We start from the raw sequence: 14,751 nt of genomic DNA, 5'->3' as shown, positions 1-14,751 counted from the left end.
AAAAGTTTGTGTCCGTCGCACATCCTGTGGGAGCCAGCCTGTTCGCGATGAGGCCCGCAAATCCACTGCATGACCCGAGTGCGACACCCCACCACGCCTCGACCTTGGTCGACACTGACGAACCCGAGCAGGCATGCGAGACTGTCTTGCCGGGCCCAAGCCCGGTGTTCTTCGTTCGGGAGTTTCCATGTCGTTGTCCAGCGGGCTGATCGCTGTTGTTGCCCTGGCCTATATGGCCATCATGTTCGCCATCGCCTTCTACGGTGACCGGCGCAGCACGCCGTTGCCTCCACGGGTACGGGCCTGGGTCTACAGCCTGTCACTGGCGGTGTATTGCACCAGTTGGACCTTCTTCGGCGCGGTGGGCCAGGCGGCCGAACAGCTCTGGTCATTCCTGCCGATCTACCTGGGGCCGATCCTGCTGCTGGTGCTGATGCCGTGGGTCCTGCAAAAAATGGTGATGATCAGTAAACAGGAGAACATCACCTCCATCGCCGACTTCATCGCCGCCCGCTATGGCAAGTCCCAGTCGCTGGCGGTGGTGGTCGCGCTGATCTGCCTGGTGGGCGTGCTGCCGTACATTGCCTTGCAGCTCAAGGGCATCGTGCTCGGGGTAAACCTGTTGATCGGCGCCGGCGCTGATGCCATGGGCACCCGCGCCCAGGACACCGCACTGATCGTCTCGCTGATCCTGGCTTTGTTCACCATCGTGTTCGGCACTCGCAACCTCGACGCCACCGAGCACCACCGTGGCATGGTGTTGGCCATTGCCTTCGAGTCCCTGGTCAAGCTGTTCGCCTTCCTCGCAGTCGGCGCCTTCGTGACGTTCGGCCTCTACGACGGCTTCGACGACCTGTTCGACCAGGCGATGCTCGCACCGCGCCTGGAGCAATACTGGAAGGAAACCATCAACTGGCCGTCCATGGTGGTGCAGACGGGAGTGGCGATGATGGCAATCATCTGCCTGCCGCGCCAGTTTCATGTGACGGTGGTAGAGAACATCGAGCCCCAGGACCTGCGCCTGGCCAAGTGGGTGTTCCCCGCCTACCTGGCCCTCGCCGCGCTGTTCGTGGTGCCCATCGCCCTCGCCGGGCAAATGCTGTTGCCCAACTCGGTGCTGCCGGACTCGTTCGTCATCAGCCTGCCGCTGGCGCAGGCCCATCCGGCGCTGGCGTTATTGGCGTTCATTGGCGGCGCCTCGGCCGCCACCGGCATGGTGATTGTCGCGAGCGTGGCCCTTTCCACCATGGTTTCCAATGACATGTTGCTGCCCTGGCTGTTGCGTCGCAACAACGCCGAACGGCCGTTCGAAGTATTCCGTCAGTGGATGCTCTCTGTGCGTCGGGTGAGCATCGTGGTGATCCTGTTGCTGGCCTATGTGAGCTATCGATTGCTGGGCTCCACCGCGAGCCTGGCGACCATCGGCCAGATCGCCTTCGCCGCCGTCACGCAGTTGGCGCCCGCCATGCTCGGCGCGCTGTACTGGAAACAGGCGAACCGCCGCGGTGTATTCGCCGGCCTCGCCGCGGGGATTTTCCTCTGGTTCTACACCCTGGTGCTGCCGATCGCCGCCCACAGCCTGGGCTGGTCCCTGAGCGCGTTCCCGGGCCTGGCCTGGCTGCACGGGAATCCATTGAACCTGCCGATCGGGCCGCTGACCCAGGGCGTCGTTCTGTCCCTGGCCGGTAACTTCACGCTGTTTGCCTGGATCTCGGTGCTGTCGCGCACCCGTGTGTCGGAGCACTGGCAGGCCGGACGCTTCATCGGCCAGGAGATCAGCGCCCGCCCCAGCGCACGATCGATGCTGGCGGTGCACATCGAAGACCTGCTGCAACTGGCGGCACGCTTCGTCGGCGAGGAGCGGGCACGCCAGAGTTTCATCCGCTTTGCCTACCGCCAGGGCAAGGGCTTCAACCCGAACCAGAACGCCGACAGCGAATGGATCGCCCACACCGAACGCCTGCTGGCCGGTGTGCTCGGGGCATCGTCGACGCGGGCCGTGGTAAAAGCTGCGATTGAAGGTCGGGAGATGCAACTGGAGGATGTCGTCCGAATCGCCGACGAAACCTCGGAAGTGTTGCAGTTCAACCGGGCCTTGCTGCAGGGCGCCATCGAGAACATAACCCAGGGCATCAGTGTGGTCGACCAGTCCCTCCGGTTGGTGGCGTGGAACCGTCGCTACCTGGAACTGTTCAATTATCCGGACGGCTTGATCAGCGTCGGCCGGCCCATTGCCGACATCATCCGCTACAACGCCGAACGCGGCCTCTGCGGTCCGGGCGAAGCCGAAGTCCACGTCGCCCGGCGCCTGCACTGGATGCGCCAGGGCCGCGCCCATACGTCCGAGCGGTTGTTCCCGAACGGCCGGGTGATCGAGCTGATCGGCAACCCGATGCCGGGCGGCGGTTTCGTCATGAGCTTCACCGACATCACCGCCTTCCGCGAAGCCGCGCAGGCCCTGACCGAAGCCAACGAAGGACTGGAGCAACGGGTGGCTGAACGCACCCGAGAGTTGTCGCAACTGAACGAAGCCCTGACCGAAGCCAAAAGCACCGCCGAAGCGGCCTATCAATCCAAGACCCGCTTCCTGGCCGCCGTCAGCCATGACCTGATGCAGCCCCTCAATGCCGCTCGGCTGTTCTCCGCCGCGCTGTCCCACCTGCATGAGGGTTTGCCAGGCGAAGCCCGGCAGTTGGTACAGCACCTGGACAGTTCACTGCGCTCTGCCGAAGACCTGATCACCGACCTGCTGGACATTTCCCGCCTGGAAAACGGCAAGATCAACCCCGACCGCAAACCCTTCGCCCTCAATGAACTGTTCGATACCCTCGGTGCCGAGTTCACGGTGCTGGCTCGGGAACAAGGCCTGAAATTCCGCGTTCGAGGCTCGCGACTGCGGGTCGACAGCGACATCAAGTTGCTGCGGCGCATCCTGCAGAATTTCCTCACCAATGCCTTTCGCTATGCCAAGGGGCCGGTTCTGCTGGGCGTGCGTCGGCGCAACGGTGAGCTATGCCTGGAGGTCTGGGATCGCGGCCCAGGCATTGCCGAAGACAAGCAACAGGTGATTTTCGAAGAATTCAAACGCCTGGATAGCCATCAGACCCGTGCCGAAAAAGGCCTGGGCCTGGGGCTGGCCATTGCCGACGGGCTGTGTCGCGTACTCGGTCATACGTTGCGCGTGCGCTCCTGGCCAGGACGCGGCAGTGTGTTCAGCGTCAGCGTACCGCTGGCTCGGACGCAGATAGCTGCGCCCAGCATCGAGGCCGAAGCCAACGGGCATTTACCCAGTGGTGCGCAGGTTCTGTGTGTCGATAATGAAGACAGCATCCTGATCGGCATGAACAGCCTGCTGACCCGCTGGGGCTGCCAGGTCCGGACAGCGCGCAACCGTGAAGAGTGCGAGCGCTGGCTCGCCGAGGGTGGACGCCCGCAACTGGCCCTGGTGGACTTTCATCTGGATGATGGCGAAACCGGCACCGAGCTGATGGCCTGGCTACGCACCCGCATGGGTGAACCGGTGCCAGGGGTGGTGATCAGCGCCGACGGCCGTCCCGAGACGGTGGCCCAGGTACACGCCGCCGGGCTGGATTACCTGGCAAAACCGGTGAAACCGGCGGCGTTGAGGGCGTTGTTGAGTCGGCATTTGCCGTTGTAGGAGCAACGCCGCTCCGGCCAGGCATCGATCCTGTGGCGAGGGAATTTATCCCCGTCAGGCTGCGCGACAGCCTCCATTGTGAGTGCTGCGCACTCAAGCGGGGATAAATCCCCTCGCCACAGGGTTTGCATCAACCACAAGGTTTGCATCAGCCATAGGATCCGCATCAATCACGGGGCGTGCATTAGTGCCTGATCAAGCGTTGGGTTTGGCATCGGCTTCTTCCGGCAACTCGGGCAGCCCATCCTCATCGGTCATTGCCCGCTCAAGCAGTTCACCCGGCAACCGCTTGCTCGCCCGGGCGCCGAGCAGCTTGAGTTGTTCGGTGCGACTGACCAGGTTGCCGCGCCCTTCCGTCAGCTTGTTGCGTGCGGCACTGTAGGCTTTGTCCAGCTGTTGCAGGCGACTGCCGATTTCATCCAGGTCCTGGATGAACAGCACGAACTTGTCGTACAGCCAACCGGCCCGCTCGGCGATCTCCCGGGCGTTCTGGCTCTGGCGCTCCTGCTTCCACAAACTGTCGATCACCCGCAGCGTCGCCAGCAACGTGGTCGGGCTGACGATCACGATGTTGCGGTCAAAGGCATCCTGAAACAGATTCGGCTCGGCTTGGAGGGCAGCGGAGAACGCTGCTTCGATCGGTACGAACAGCAATACGAAATCCAGGCTGTGCAAACCGTCCAGGCGTTTGTAGTCCTTGCCGGCCAGTCCTTTGACATGGGCCCGCAGCGACACGATGTGTTGCTTGAGGGCAAGCTGGCCAATGGCATCATCTTCAGCGGCCACATATTGCTGATAGGCGGTAAGACTGACCTTCGAGTCGACTACCACCTGCTTGTCGCCGGGCAGGTAAATCAACACGTCAGGCTGGAACCGCTCGCCATCCGGTCCCTTGAGGCTGACCTGGGTCTGATATTCACGGCCCTTCTCCAGGCCGGCGTGCTCAAGCACCCGCTCGAGAATCAATTCGCCCCAGTTCCCCTGGGTCTTCTGGCCCTTGAGCGCACGAGTGAGGTTGGTGGCTTCATCGCTCAGGCGCAGGTTCAGCTGTTGCAAGCGCTCCAGCTCCTTGCCCAGGGAAAAACGCTCCCGGGCTTCGGCCTGATAACTTTCTTCAACGCGTTTTTCGAAAGACTGGATGCGCTCTTTCAACGGATCGAGCAACTGCCCCAGGCGCTGCTGGCTGGTTTCGGCGAAGCGTTGCTCACGCTCATCAAAGATTTTTCCGGCAAGCTCGGCGAACTGTGCCCGCAACGCGTCTCGCGAGCCTTGCAGGTCATCCAGGCGTTGCTGATGGTTTTCCTGTTGCTCGCGCAGTTCGGCATGGAGCGACGCCGCCTGGGCATCGAGCCGCCGCAGCTCCGCCTCTTTGCCGGCACGTTCCAGATTCCAGGCATGGGCCGCATCCCGGGCGTTGTCACGCTCGATCTGCAACAGTTCGACTTCCCGGCAGGCTGCTGCGAGTTCGGCTTGCTTGGCTCCGTTGGCCTGGCTCAGGTCGCTGATTTCGTCGCGGAGGGCATCGAGTTGGGCGTTCAGGCCATCATGGGCCATGTGCGCGGTGGTCAGACGCTCTTCCAGCAGCGCCACTTCGGTCTGCGCGGCACTGGCCTGGCGCTGCAGGTGCCAGGCCAACGCGAGCAACGGCACCGCAGCGCCTGCCAGGCCCAACAACAGGCTGGTCAAATCCATAGCCATGACAAATCCTGCCGATCAGATAAAGCCCGAAGGTTAACCAAGCCGCTGGAGGTTGCCCAGCTCAGCCTGGATTCCAACCCTTCTATTTCAGTCTTCTATTTCAAGAAGGGCCTGCCGGGCCCGATGATCCCCGGCCCGAGCAGCCTGGCGCAACAGATCCTGGCCGATGCGCCGGTCCCGGGCGTTACCGCATTCACGGCACATCAACTGCCCCAAACGACTTTGCGCAGCCACGACACCTTCGCGGGCTGGTTGCTTGAGCAGGCGCCCGGCCAGGTGCTTGACGCTGGGGCTCTCTCCGAGCCGCGGGTTGTCGAGCAGCCACTCGGCGACACGCATCGACATGCGCTTGGGCGAGGTAACACCAGGGGGTGTGGAAGTAACAGGATTTGATACTGAGCGAAACTTCATAACGCACTATGGGGCAGATCGAAAGGCGCGCCACTCTACTCCTTTTTTCGTGTGGGTAAAGCTGAAAAAAACCGGCACGCCCGTGCTAGAGCAAGTGCTTGGGACAATCCACAGAAGCTGTGGATAACTCAGTGGACAACCCCCCCTGAAGGGGTCGAAACCCCTGTGGGACGGGGCCTGCGCTCAAACTGACGATTTTTTCACCAGTAAAAAAAAGCGATGTTTTTCATTGACTTAAATTTTGGATACAGGCACCCACCCCGGATTGTTGCGACATGACAGTTCGGTGACAACCCCCTCGGGGAGTGTGCACAAGTAACACCCAGACTGGTTATATCGGTGCGCTTTCTTGATGCATTTGGCGGTAAGCCTGGGGATAACCCCACTCAGAGGCCACAATGCCCCCGCCCCGCCTATCCGACCAAATGCATCGGATCTGGATATTTTTTGAACAACCCGCTTCCCTTGTGCGGCTCGATCCGTTAACATCCGCGCCGTTAGTACCAAGCTGAAAGTCAATTCCGGGTCGAACACATCTCCACGGTCAGCCATCCCAAGGGACGCCTCACCGATAAAAGGGACCGACCCCCTCGATGGTTTCCAGGTAACCTTGCGCCAACACAGCCTTTGACTGAATACAAAGGGTGTTGCCACGCTCATTACTCTGACCGAACCAACCTGCAAAATTGATCAGGATCTTCACCCCGGGCCCAGAACCTTTGCCCTTGCTGTGTCGCCTGCCCTCCTAAGTACCTACCTGCCAGCCCAAGCGCGCACTTTCATATAGCGCTCAAACTGGCTGCTTTGTTCCAGTCGGGTTCTTCGTTCGACCAATGGTGGTCGACGTTACTGGAACGTTTTAACGTTGCACGGTTCATAACCGTGTCATTTGTAGGAACACCCATAACATGTCGACTCAAATCCAGACACAGGATGCCATCCGCACCCTAACCAACGCTTTTGCTCCAATGAACTGCCTGATCATGGCCGCTCGCAAAGGCTGCTTCAGCTTCACGCTGGTCAACGAACACGGCATCGCTCGTCACAGCGAACGCCTGTACCCCGATCAATACTCCAGCGCAGAACCGCTGCAGGCCGTGATCGAGCGTACCCGTCAGGCACTGGTTGCCTGAGACGCCAGAAGCGCTGAAAACCCAAAGGCCCCGCCCGAAAAGCGGGGCTTTTTATTGCCTGAAGTTTCTCGATAAAGCGAAACGGCTTAAGCACCAACGGATATAACAGTTATAACCGCTCGCGGAAGATGTTTTAAAAACAGGCCTTTACAACGGAAATATCACACTACACTTCAAGTCAAGCGGCATGATCCGCTGTCGGCGGAGCCTGGACCGATCCACCGCTGCCAAGCCCCACTCTCCAGGCTCCGCCCCTCTTACGCTTCGAGGGTGTTATGGGTATCGCTGCCAGCGAACTGTGTCGATATGTGATCCGTCCGACGCTCCTGTACCTGGAGCGCCACAGCGCAACGGCGGAATCCTTGTTGCTGGGCATTGCCGCCAGCCAGTCCAGCCTGGGTTCAGCCTTGCACGACCGTCGTGGCCATGGCCTGTATCGCATTACCGAATGCCGTCACCAAGCACTCTGGGACCATTACCTGGCGCTGGATCCGGAACGCGCCAGCCTCGTGCGCGGCCTGGCCAGCCAACATGCCTTTCTCAGCGGTCCGCACCTGGAATTGACCGTCAACCTGCGTTACGCCACTGCCATCGCCTGGCTGCTGGTAGAAGAACAGAACACGCCGCTTCCCGACGCCAACGATCTGCTGGGCATGGCCCGGATCTGGCGCCAGACATTTCACCCCCAAGGGCGCCTGCGGGACTTCACCTGCGCCTGGCAACACTGTGTTTCATCGCTGAATCAAGTCGCCTGCTGAAGAGGATGTTTGGAAACTTCCTACAACGTTCGCGAATTTGGTCGGATTGTCCTACAAAACCGCTCTAACTCACGCAACACAGGCTATAGCGCTTGAACGAAAATGTTGGTAATTTTCGCCTCGGTGACCACATGGAGTTCTAACAATGAAAAAAATGATGCTCAAAACCACCCTTGGCCTCGCCGTAACTTTGGCCTCCACTCAATTGTTCGCCAGCGGCTTCCAGCTGAACGAACAGAGTATCAGTGGCATGGGCACTGGTTTCGCGGGTCGTTCTTCCTCTGCCGATGATGCAAGTACCGTATTTGGCAACCCTGCCGGCATGTCGCGCCTCAAGCGCCAGCAAGTGACCGGTGGCTTTGCCGCCATTGACGCCTCTACTGACATCAACGATGCCAGCGGCACCCAGTCCGGTACCAACAAGGGCGACATGGTTCCACTCACCGGTGTTCCGATGGGCTACTACGTCAACCCTATCAACGATCAGTGGGCTTTTGGCTTGGGCGTCTATGCTCCGTTCGGCCTGATCACCGACTATGAAAGCAATTTCCAAGGTCGTAACTTCGGCAGCAAGAGCGAAGTGAAGGTCGTGACCTTCCAGCCAACTGTCAGCTATGCCTTCAATGACAAGGTTTCGATTGGTTTCGGCCCGACGATCAACCGTATTTCCGGTCAGTTGGAGTCGGCGCTGACCACCCCGTTCTCGCCTAACGACGGCAATGTGAAGATCAAAGGCGACGATATCGGCTACGGCTACAACATCGGCTTGCTGGTCCAGGCGACCGATACCACTCGTGTCGGCCTGACCTACCACTCCAAGGTCAAGTACAAACTCGACGGCCATACTGAAGTAACTCCGGGAGCAGGTACACCTGCCGGCTTCCTGAGCAGCGGACGCTATGACGCCTCGCTGGACATCACGACACCTGAAACGGTGGACTTTTCGGTCACCCAGCAGATCAATGATGCCTGGACAGTCTACGCCGGCAGCACCTGGACTCGCTGGAGCCGCCTGAAAGACATCACAGTGAACAACGACGTAACGGGTGGCGGCGCGCTGAACCCAACCCTTTTTGGCACCATCACCGAAGAACAAAACTGGCACGATACCTGGGCCTACGCCATCGGCACCTCCTACCAGTTGAACAAACAGTGGATACTGCGTACCGGCCTGTCCTTCGACCAGTCGCCTGCCAACAACACCGACCGCTCGCCACGCATCCCGACCGGCGACCGGACCATCTTCAGCCTGGGCGCTGGCTGGAGCCCGACCGACGACCTGACCATCGACGTAGCCTATTCCTACCTCAAGGAAGAGAAGGTCAACGTCAACCGTACCAACGCATTGGGCCAGGCTTACAATGCTGAATACGAAAACAGCGCAAACGGCTTCGGTGTTGGCGCAACCTACCGCTTCTGATGATTCACGGCGAGCCTGAACCCCTCGTTATCCGAAGCAAAAGAAAAGCCCCGTGCTCTGCAAAGAGCCGGGGCTTTTTCATGCCTGAAGGTCAGGGCCTGGAAGCAATCGCCGCTTCCACCGCCTTGATGAATTCAGGGTCATCAGGCTTGATCCGGCTGGAAAAACTGGCAACAACCTTACCCTGGCGATCCACGACATACTTGTAGAAATTCCATTTCGGCGCCCCGGACTGCTCGGCCAGGTGCTTGAACAACGGTATGGCGTCGGCTCCGCGCACCGGTTGCGGTTCGGTCATGGTGAAGGTCACGCCATAGTTGACGTAACAGACCTTGGCCGTCTCGGCGTTATCCTTGGATTCCTGCTTGAAGTCGTTGGACGGCACGCCCAGCACTTGCAGGCCTTGGTCCTTATAGCGCTGGTTCAGGGCTTCGAGGCCTTTGAACTGGGGAGCGAAGCCGCAGAAACTGGCGGTATTGACCACCACCAGCGGCTTGCCGGCGAAGCGCTGGCACAGATCGATGGTTTCCTTGGCCCGCAGCTTGGGCAACGAACCCTCCAGCAATGGTGGGCAGTCGGCTGCCCAGGCTTGTCCGGTCACAACCAGCAGCAGGGTGGGGATAGCTAGCCAGCGCATCAGCATGTAGGCACTTCCTTGAAGACATGTCAGACCACGACGTTACTCGTCATGACCTGATGCGTCCACCGCTCAGCAGTTGCCCATGCCCAGTTGCATCAAGGCCAACCCGCCCTGATGCCAGCCCCACCAGGCAAACGCCAGTAGCAGGACCGCGCCGGTAATAATCAACCAGGGGCCGACGCGACTCATGCCGCACCCGCCAGGACTTGCAGACGTGCCACCGGGCGCTCACGCACCGGCCAGTTCAACGCCGCCGCCAGCAGGCTGAGCAGGACGGCGGCCTGCCAGATCAGGTCGTAGCTGCCGGTGCGGTCATACACGACCCCACCCAGCCAGCCACCCAGGAACGATCCCAACTGGTGGAACAGGAACACGATCCCACCCAGCATCGAGAGATTTCGCACACCGAACAGGGTGGCCACGGTGCCGTTGGTCAAGGGCACGGTGGAGAGCCACAAGAACCCCATCGCCATGCCGAACGCATAGGCGGTGGTGGTGGTGACCGGCAGCCAGAGGAACACACCAATCACCACCGCCCGCGCCAGGTACAACCCTGTTAGCAGCCGTGGCTTGGACATACGTCCGCCGAGCCAGCCGGCGGTGTAGGTGCCGAAGATATTGAACAGCCCGACCAGGGCCAGCACGGTGGTGCCGACGCTGGCCGGCAAGTGTTGGTCCACCAGGTAGGCCGGCAGGTGCACGCCGATGAACACCACCTGGAAACCGCAGACGAAAAAGCCGAACGCCAGCAACCAGAACCCGGAATGGCTGCACGCTTCGCGCAACGCTTCGGACAAGGTCTGTTCATGGCCGGCCAAGGGCATCGGCGTGTCCTTGAGCATGCTCACCAGCGGTACGATCAGCGCCACCAGCAAGCCCAGAGCCAGCAGTGCGGCGGACCAGCCGAGCCAACCGATCAAGCCCAAGGTGCCCGGCAACATGGCGAACTGGCCGAAGGAGCCGGCGGCGCTGGCGATGCCCATCCCCAGGCTGCGTTTTTCCGGCGGAACAGCGCGACCGACCACCCCGAGAATCACCGAGAACGATGTGCCGGACAGGCCAAGACCAATCAGCAAGCCGGCACTCAATGACAGCGACCAGGCGGAATCCGACAGCCCCATGAACACCAGGCCCAAGGTATAGAGAACACCGCCGACCATCACCACTTTCGCCGCACCGAAGCGGTCGGCCAGTGCCCCGGTAAAGGGCTGCGCCAGACCCCAGATAAGGTTCTGCAGGGCGATGGCGAAGGCGAACACCTCACGGCCCCAGCCGAACTCAGTGCTCATGGGGGCCAGGAACAGCCCGAAACCATGCCGCACCCCCAGGGACAACGCCAGGATCAGCGCGCTGCCCACCAGGACCCAACCACAGGTACGCCACATCGATGTCATTTTTATTCTCCGCTCGCGGGTATATACCCGCTTATCATCGAACGAACCGGCTTCACGCCAGTTCATCCAGCAAGGCCAGCAATGCCGTGCGCTTCTCGGCGCCCAGTTTATCGATCAATCGTTGTTGTGCCGCTTCCCAGGCGGGCAATGCCGCCGCCAGTCGGTCGCGTCCGGCGGGCGTCAGCACGACGATGCGGTTACGCATGTCTTCACCCTCGGCAAGCGCCACCAGCCCCTCGCCTTCCAGCACCCGAAGATTGCGCCCCAGGGTGCTGCGGTCCAGGCCCATGGCCTCGGCCAGGGACGAAATGCTCGGCTGATCCAGGCGCGCCAGGTTGCTCAGCAAAGAATACTGGGCAACGTTGATCCCGAAGCCGTCGAGGGCGCCGTCGTAATACCTGCTGACGCCACGGGCGGCGCGACGCAGGTTGATGCACAGACATTGGGAAGGAAGCATGATGCGTGTATATACCCGTTAACTGGATGAATGCAAATTTAAATGTATCGCTTGACGAGGAAACCTCTGGGAGCAACTTGTGGGAGCAAGGCTTGCCCGCGATGAAGTCAACGCGGTGAGGCTTGATATCGAGGTGTCTTCATCGCGGGCAAGCCTTGCTCCCACGGACCTCCGCATGGCGTCAGACCAATGCCACCCCCACCAACACCGCCATCTCAAGAAGCTCCAACAAGGCCCCGGCGGTGTCGCCCGTGCACCCACCCAGCCGGCGCAGCATCATCTGCCGCAAGGCGATGAACACCACCGCGGCGAGGATCAGCGCCAACACCCCGACCCAGCCCGCCACCAGCCCGCACCCCAGCGCACAGGCCGACAAGACCTGCCACCCCGCGGGTCGCGGCAGGTGGTCGGCGAGTGCCTGGCCCAACCCGCCGGCACGCACATAAGGCGTGGTCAGGAACAGACCCAGCAGCGCCGCACGCCCCAATACCGGCACGATGAGCAACACCAGGGCCTGCCCTTGTTCGAGCAGCGCCAGCAACGCCGCGAACTTGAGCAGCAGCACCAATACCAAAGTGATCACGGCAATCGGTCCGCTGCGCGGGTCTTTCATGATCAGCAGCGTGCGTTCGCGGTCGCCAAAACCTCCGAGCCAGGCGTCAGCACTGTCGGCCAGGCCATCCAGGTGCAGACCGCCACTGAGCAGCACCCATGCCGTCAGCAAAAGCGCGCCATGCAGCAGCAACGGCGTACCGAGCAGCAAGGTGTTGAAGCCCCAGAGCAATGCACCGAACAACAGCCCCACCAGCGGGTAGAACAACAGCGAACGGCCAAGCTCCCCAGGCTCCGGCATGCCCGGCAGGCGAACCGGCAAGCTGCTGAGAAATTGCAGGGCGATCCAGAACGGCAGCATCTTCAGCTTATCTCCGTAAAGACCGGACCGGACGACACCCGAAGGGAGAACCGCGCACCGTGGGCTACTTCAACGTTGAGCAGTTGCTCCCGGGGCAGGCCTCGGGCCTGGGCCAGCAACAATTTCATGACGCCGCCATGGCTGACCAGCAGCACCCGCTGCCCCGCGTAAGCTGCATGCAGGCGCTCCACCGCCGCCAGGACCCGCATCGAAAACGCCTGCACCGGCTCACCGTCGGGGGGCGTGAACTCATAGGGATCGGCCCAGAATCGGCCCAGGGCTTCGGCGTCAGTGTCCATCAGCGCCGCTGCGCTACGCCCCTCCCAGGCACCGAAATGCAGTTCCTGCAGATCCGCATCCAAGTGCACCGGTACGTTGAGTCGGCGGCCGAGCTGCTCGGCAAAACGCGCACACCGTTGCAACGGAGAACTCACCAGTCGATCCCAGGGGCCGCCCGTTGCTACGGCCGCGTGCATCTGTTCCCAGCCCCTGGCCGTCAATGCATCATCGAGGCTGCCGCGCAAGCCGCCGCCCAGCTCGGTTTCACCATGACGCAGCAGGTCCAGGTGCAAGGTCATGCCGGGCGATCCGCCACGGCCGCTTCGGCAAACGTCGCCATTTGTCCGTGAAGCTCACAGGCCAGGCGCAACAGCGGTACCGCCAGCGCAGCGCCACTGCCCTCGCCCAGGCGCAGCCCCAGGTCGAGCAGCGGTTCGGCGTCCAGGGTTTCCAGGACGTGGCGATGCCCCGGTTCGGCACCGCGATGGCCGAACAGCAACCATGGCCGGCATCCGGGATTGAGACGCACCGCCACCAAGGCCGCGACACTGCAGATAAAGCCGTCCACCAGCACCGCGATGCCTTGCTGCGCACAAGCCAGGTACGCGCCGGCCAACGCGGCGACTTCAAATCCACCCAGGTTGAACAGCGTCTGCAGCGGGTCGTTGCTCTGAGCTCGATGCAGCGTCAAAGCACGTTCAATCACTTGGGCTTTGTGACTGACACCCGCCGCGTCCAGCCCCGTGCCCGGCCCGACCAGATGAGCCACCGGGCAATCGAGCAAGGCGCACGCCAGGGCACTGGCCGCCGTGGTGTTGCCGATCCCCATCTCGCCACCGATGAACAACTGCGTGCCGCTGGCAATCGCACGGGCAACGCTGTCGCGCCCGGCTTGCAGCGCCTGCTCGCCCTGGTCCACGGTCATCGCCGGGCCCTGGACGAAATTCGCCGTGCCTGGCCCGACATGCAGATGCCGTACACCGGGCAGATCCAGCGACGGCGTCACGGTTCCCAGGTCCACGACCTCCAACCCGGCACCCAATTGCCGCGCCAGGACGCTGATGGCCGCGCCGCCACTGACGAAGTTGAGCAGCATCTGCCCGGTGACTTCCTGTGGATAGGCTGAAACGCCCTCGGCCACCACCCCATGGTCGCCGGCAAAAATCGTGATCCACAGTTGCTCCAGGCTTGGCTTGACCTGCCCTTGCAGGCCCGCCAGTTGCACCGCCACCGATTCGAGCCGCCCCAGGGAACCGGCCGGCTTGGTCAGTTGTTGCTGGCGGGCCGCAGCCCGTTCCAGGGCCAGGGTATCGAGGGGCTTGCACGGGTCCAGCCACCAGCGGTGATTCATAACGCAGTACCTTTAAGGGTCAGGGGCAGGCCGGCTACGGTCAGCACAACACGCTGACAACGTTCGGCCAAGGCTTGATGCAGCCAACCGGCTTCATCGACATAACGGCGAGTCAGCTCGCCCAGCGGCACGACACCCATTCCGGTCTCGTTGCTGACAAAAATGATTTCACCGGGCAGCGCGGCTACACAGTCCAGCAAGGCATCGCGCTCCATACCCAGTTGCCGGGCGTCGTCGAGCATCAGCAGATTGGTCAGCCACAGGGTCAGGCAATCCACCAGCAGGCAGTGTCCCGGCGCGGCGTTGTCCCGCAACACCCGGGCCAGGGCCAGCGGCTCTTCCACCAACGCCCATTCGGCCGGCCGACGCGCGCGATGCAGGGCGACTCGCTCATTCATCTCGCCATCCAGGGGTTGGCTGGTGGCGATGTAGGTCACCGGCAAGCGAGTGTCCACTGCGAGTTTTTCAGCCAGGCGACTCTTGCCGGAGCGGGCGCCGCCGAGGATCAGTTGGAGCATGGTGTATTACCTTTCAAATAGGCGGTGTTGCTGCCAGCCCCATCGCGAGCGGGCTCGCCCCCACATTGGCCCGGTGTCCGCAATCCCCTGTGGGAGCGAGCCTGCTCGCGATAGGGCCAGT

The 14,751-nt window shown here is 61.7% G+C and carries 13 protein-coding genes; 4 read left to right on the top strand and 9 right to left on the bottom strand.

The features are described 5' to 3' along the window. The first annotated feature begins 187 nt into the window (after positions 1-187). The gene (locus tag AD665_RS13820; protein WP_053192463.1) at positions 188-3,658 is read left to right on the top strand and encodes a hybrid sensor histidine kinase/response regulator; all 3,471 of its coding nucleotides are present in this window, start codon (positions 188-190) and stop codon (positions 3,656-3,658) included. A 195-nt stretch (positions 3,659-3,853) separates the two neighbouring features. On the opposite strand, the gene AD665_RS13815 is transcribed toward AD665_RS13820, so the two are convergent. Next, a complete protein-coding gene (locus tag AD665_RS13815; RefSeq protein WP_162164415.1) occupies positions 3,854-5,242 on the bottom strand; it encodes a DNA recombination protein RmuC in 1,389 nt (462 codons plus the stop codon). Between the two features lie 201 nt (positions 5,243-5,443). Further along, a complete protein-coding gene (locus AD665_RS13810; protein WP_080686261.1) occupies positions 5,444-5,767 on the bottom strand; it encodes an SEL1-like repeat protein in 324 nt (107 codons plus the stop codon). A 908-nt stretch (positions 5,768-6,675) separates the two neighbouring features. Here AD665_RS13810 and AD665_RS13805 point away from each other — a divergent pair. From AD665_RS13805 to AD665_RS13795, 3 genes are all read left to right on the top strand, one after another. Next, on the top strand, positions 6,676-6,900 hold the full coding sequence (locus AD665_RS13805; protein WP_008051046.1) for a hypothetical protein: 225 nt from the start codon (positions 6,676-6,678) through the stop codon (positions 6,898-6,900). A 275-nt stretch (positions 6,901-7,175) separates the two neighbouring features. Next, the gene (locus AD665_RS13800; RefSeq protein ID WP_024779713.1) at positions 7,176-7,658 is read left to right on the top strand and encodes a hypothetical protein; all 483 of its coding nucleotides are present in this window, start codon (positions 7,176-7,178) and stop codon (positions 7,656-7,658) included. Between the two features lie 145 nt (positions 7,659-7,803). Further along, positions 7,804-9,078 (top strand): OmpP1/FadL family transporter, encoded by a 1,275-nt coding sequence (locus AD665_RS13795; RefSeq protein ID WP_053192461.1) that lies wholly within the window; start codon positions 7,804-7,806, stop codon positions 9,076-9,078. A gap of 91 nt (positions 9,079-9,169) precedes the next feature. Here the strand turns inward: AD665_RS13795 and AD665_RS13790 are convergent, their stop codons facing one another. From AD665_RS13790 to cobU, 7 genes are all read right to left on the bottom strand, one after another. Continuing rightward, positions 9,170-9,721 carry a glutathione peroxidase gene (locus tag AD665_RS13790; RefSeq protein ID WP_053192459.1) on the bottom strand — a complete coding sequence of 184 codons (552 nt, stop codon included), beginning with the start codon at positions 9,719-9,721 and terminating at the stop codon, positions 9,170-9,172. 182 nt (positions 9,722-9,903) lie between these two features. After that, entirely contained in the window at positions 9,904-11,103 is a 1,200-nt protein-coding gene (locus AD665_RS13785; RefSeq protein ID WP_392396964.1) for an MFS transporter, read from the bottom strand. Between the two features lie 61 nt (positions 11,104-11,164). Further along, a complete protein-coding gene (locus AD665_RS13780) occupies positions 11,165-11,569 on the bottom strand; it encodes a MarR family winged helix-turn-helix transcriptional regulator (protein WP_024779717.1) in 405 nt (134 codons plus the stop codon). A 181-nt stretch (positions 11,570-11,750) separates the two neighbouring features. Further along, a complete protein-coding gene (locus AD665_RS13775) occupies positions 11,751-12,482 on the bottom strand; it encodes an adenosylcobinamide-GDP ribazoletransferase (RefSeq protein WP_053192457.1) in 732 nt (243 codons plus the stop codon). A 2-nt stretch (positions 12,483-12,484) separates the two neighbouring features. Next, a complete protein-coding gene (cobC, locus tag AD665_RS13770) occupies positions 12,485-13,060 on the bottom strand; it encodes an alpha-ribazole phosphatase family protein (protein WP_053192455.1) in 576 nt (191 codons plus the stop codon). Next, the gene (cobT, locus tag AD665_RS13765; RefSeq protein ID WP_053192453.1) at positions 13,057-14,112 is read right to left on the bottom strand and encodes a nicotinate-nucleotide--dimethylbenzimidazole phosphoribosyltransferase; all 1,056 of its coding nucleotides are present in this window, start codon (positions 14,110-14,112) and stop codon (positions 13,057-13,059) included. The genes cobC and cobT overlap by 4 nt, the downstream gene beginning before the upstream one ends. Further along, the gene (gene cobU, locus AD665_RS13760; protein WP_053192451.1) at positions 14,109-14,630 is read right to left on the bottom strand and encodes a bifunctional adenosylcobinamide kinase/adenosylcobinamide-phosphate guanylyltransferase; all 522 of its coding nucleotides are present in this window, start codon (positions 14,628-14,630) and stop codon (positions 14,109-14,111) included. Before cobU ends, cobT begins: the two co-directional genes overlap by 4 nt. Between the last annotated feature and the right edge of the window lie 121 nt (positions 14,631-14,751).

This window comes from Pseudomonas corrugata, from assembly GCF_001269905.1.
In the GTDB taxonomy this organism is placed as follows: Bacteria; Pseudomonadota; Gammaproteobacteria; order Pseudomonadales; family Pseudomonadaceae; genus Aquipseudomonas; species Aquipseudomonas corrugata.
Note: the sequence above shows the minus strand (reverse complement) of the source record. Positions and strands in the feature narration are given on the sequence as shown.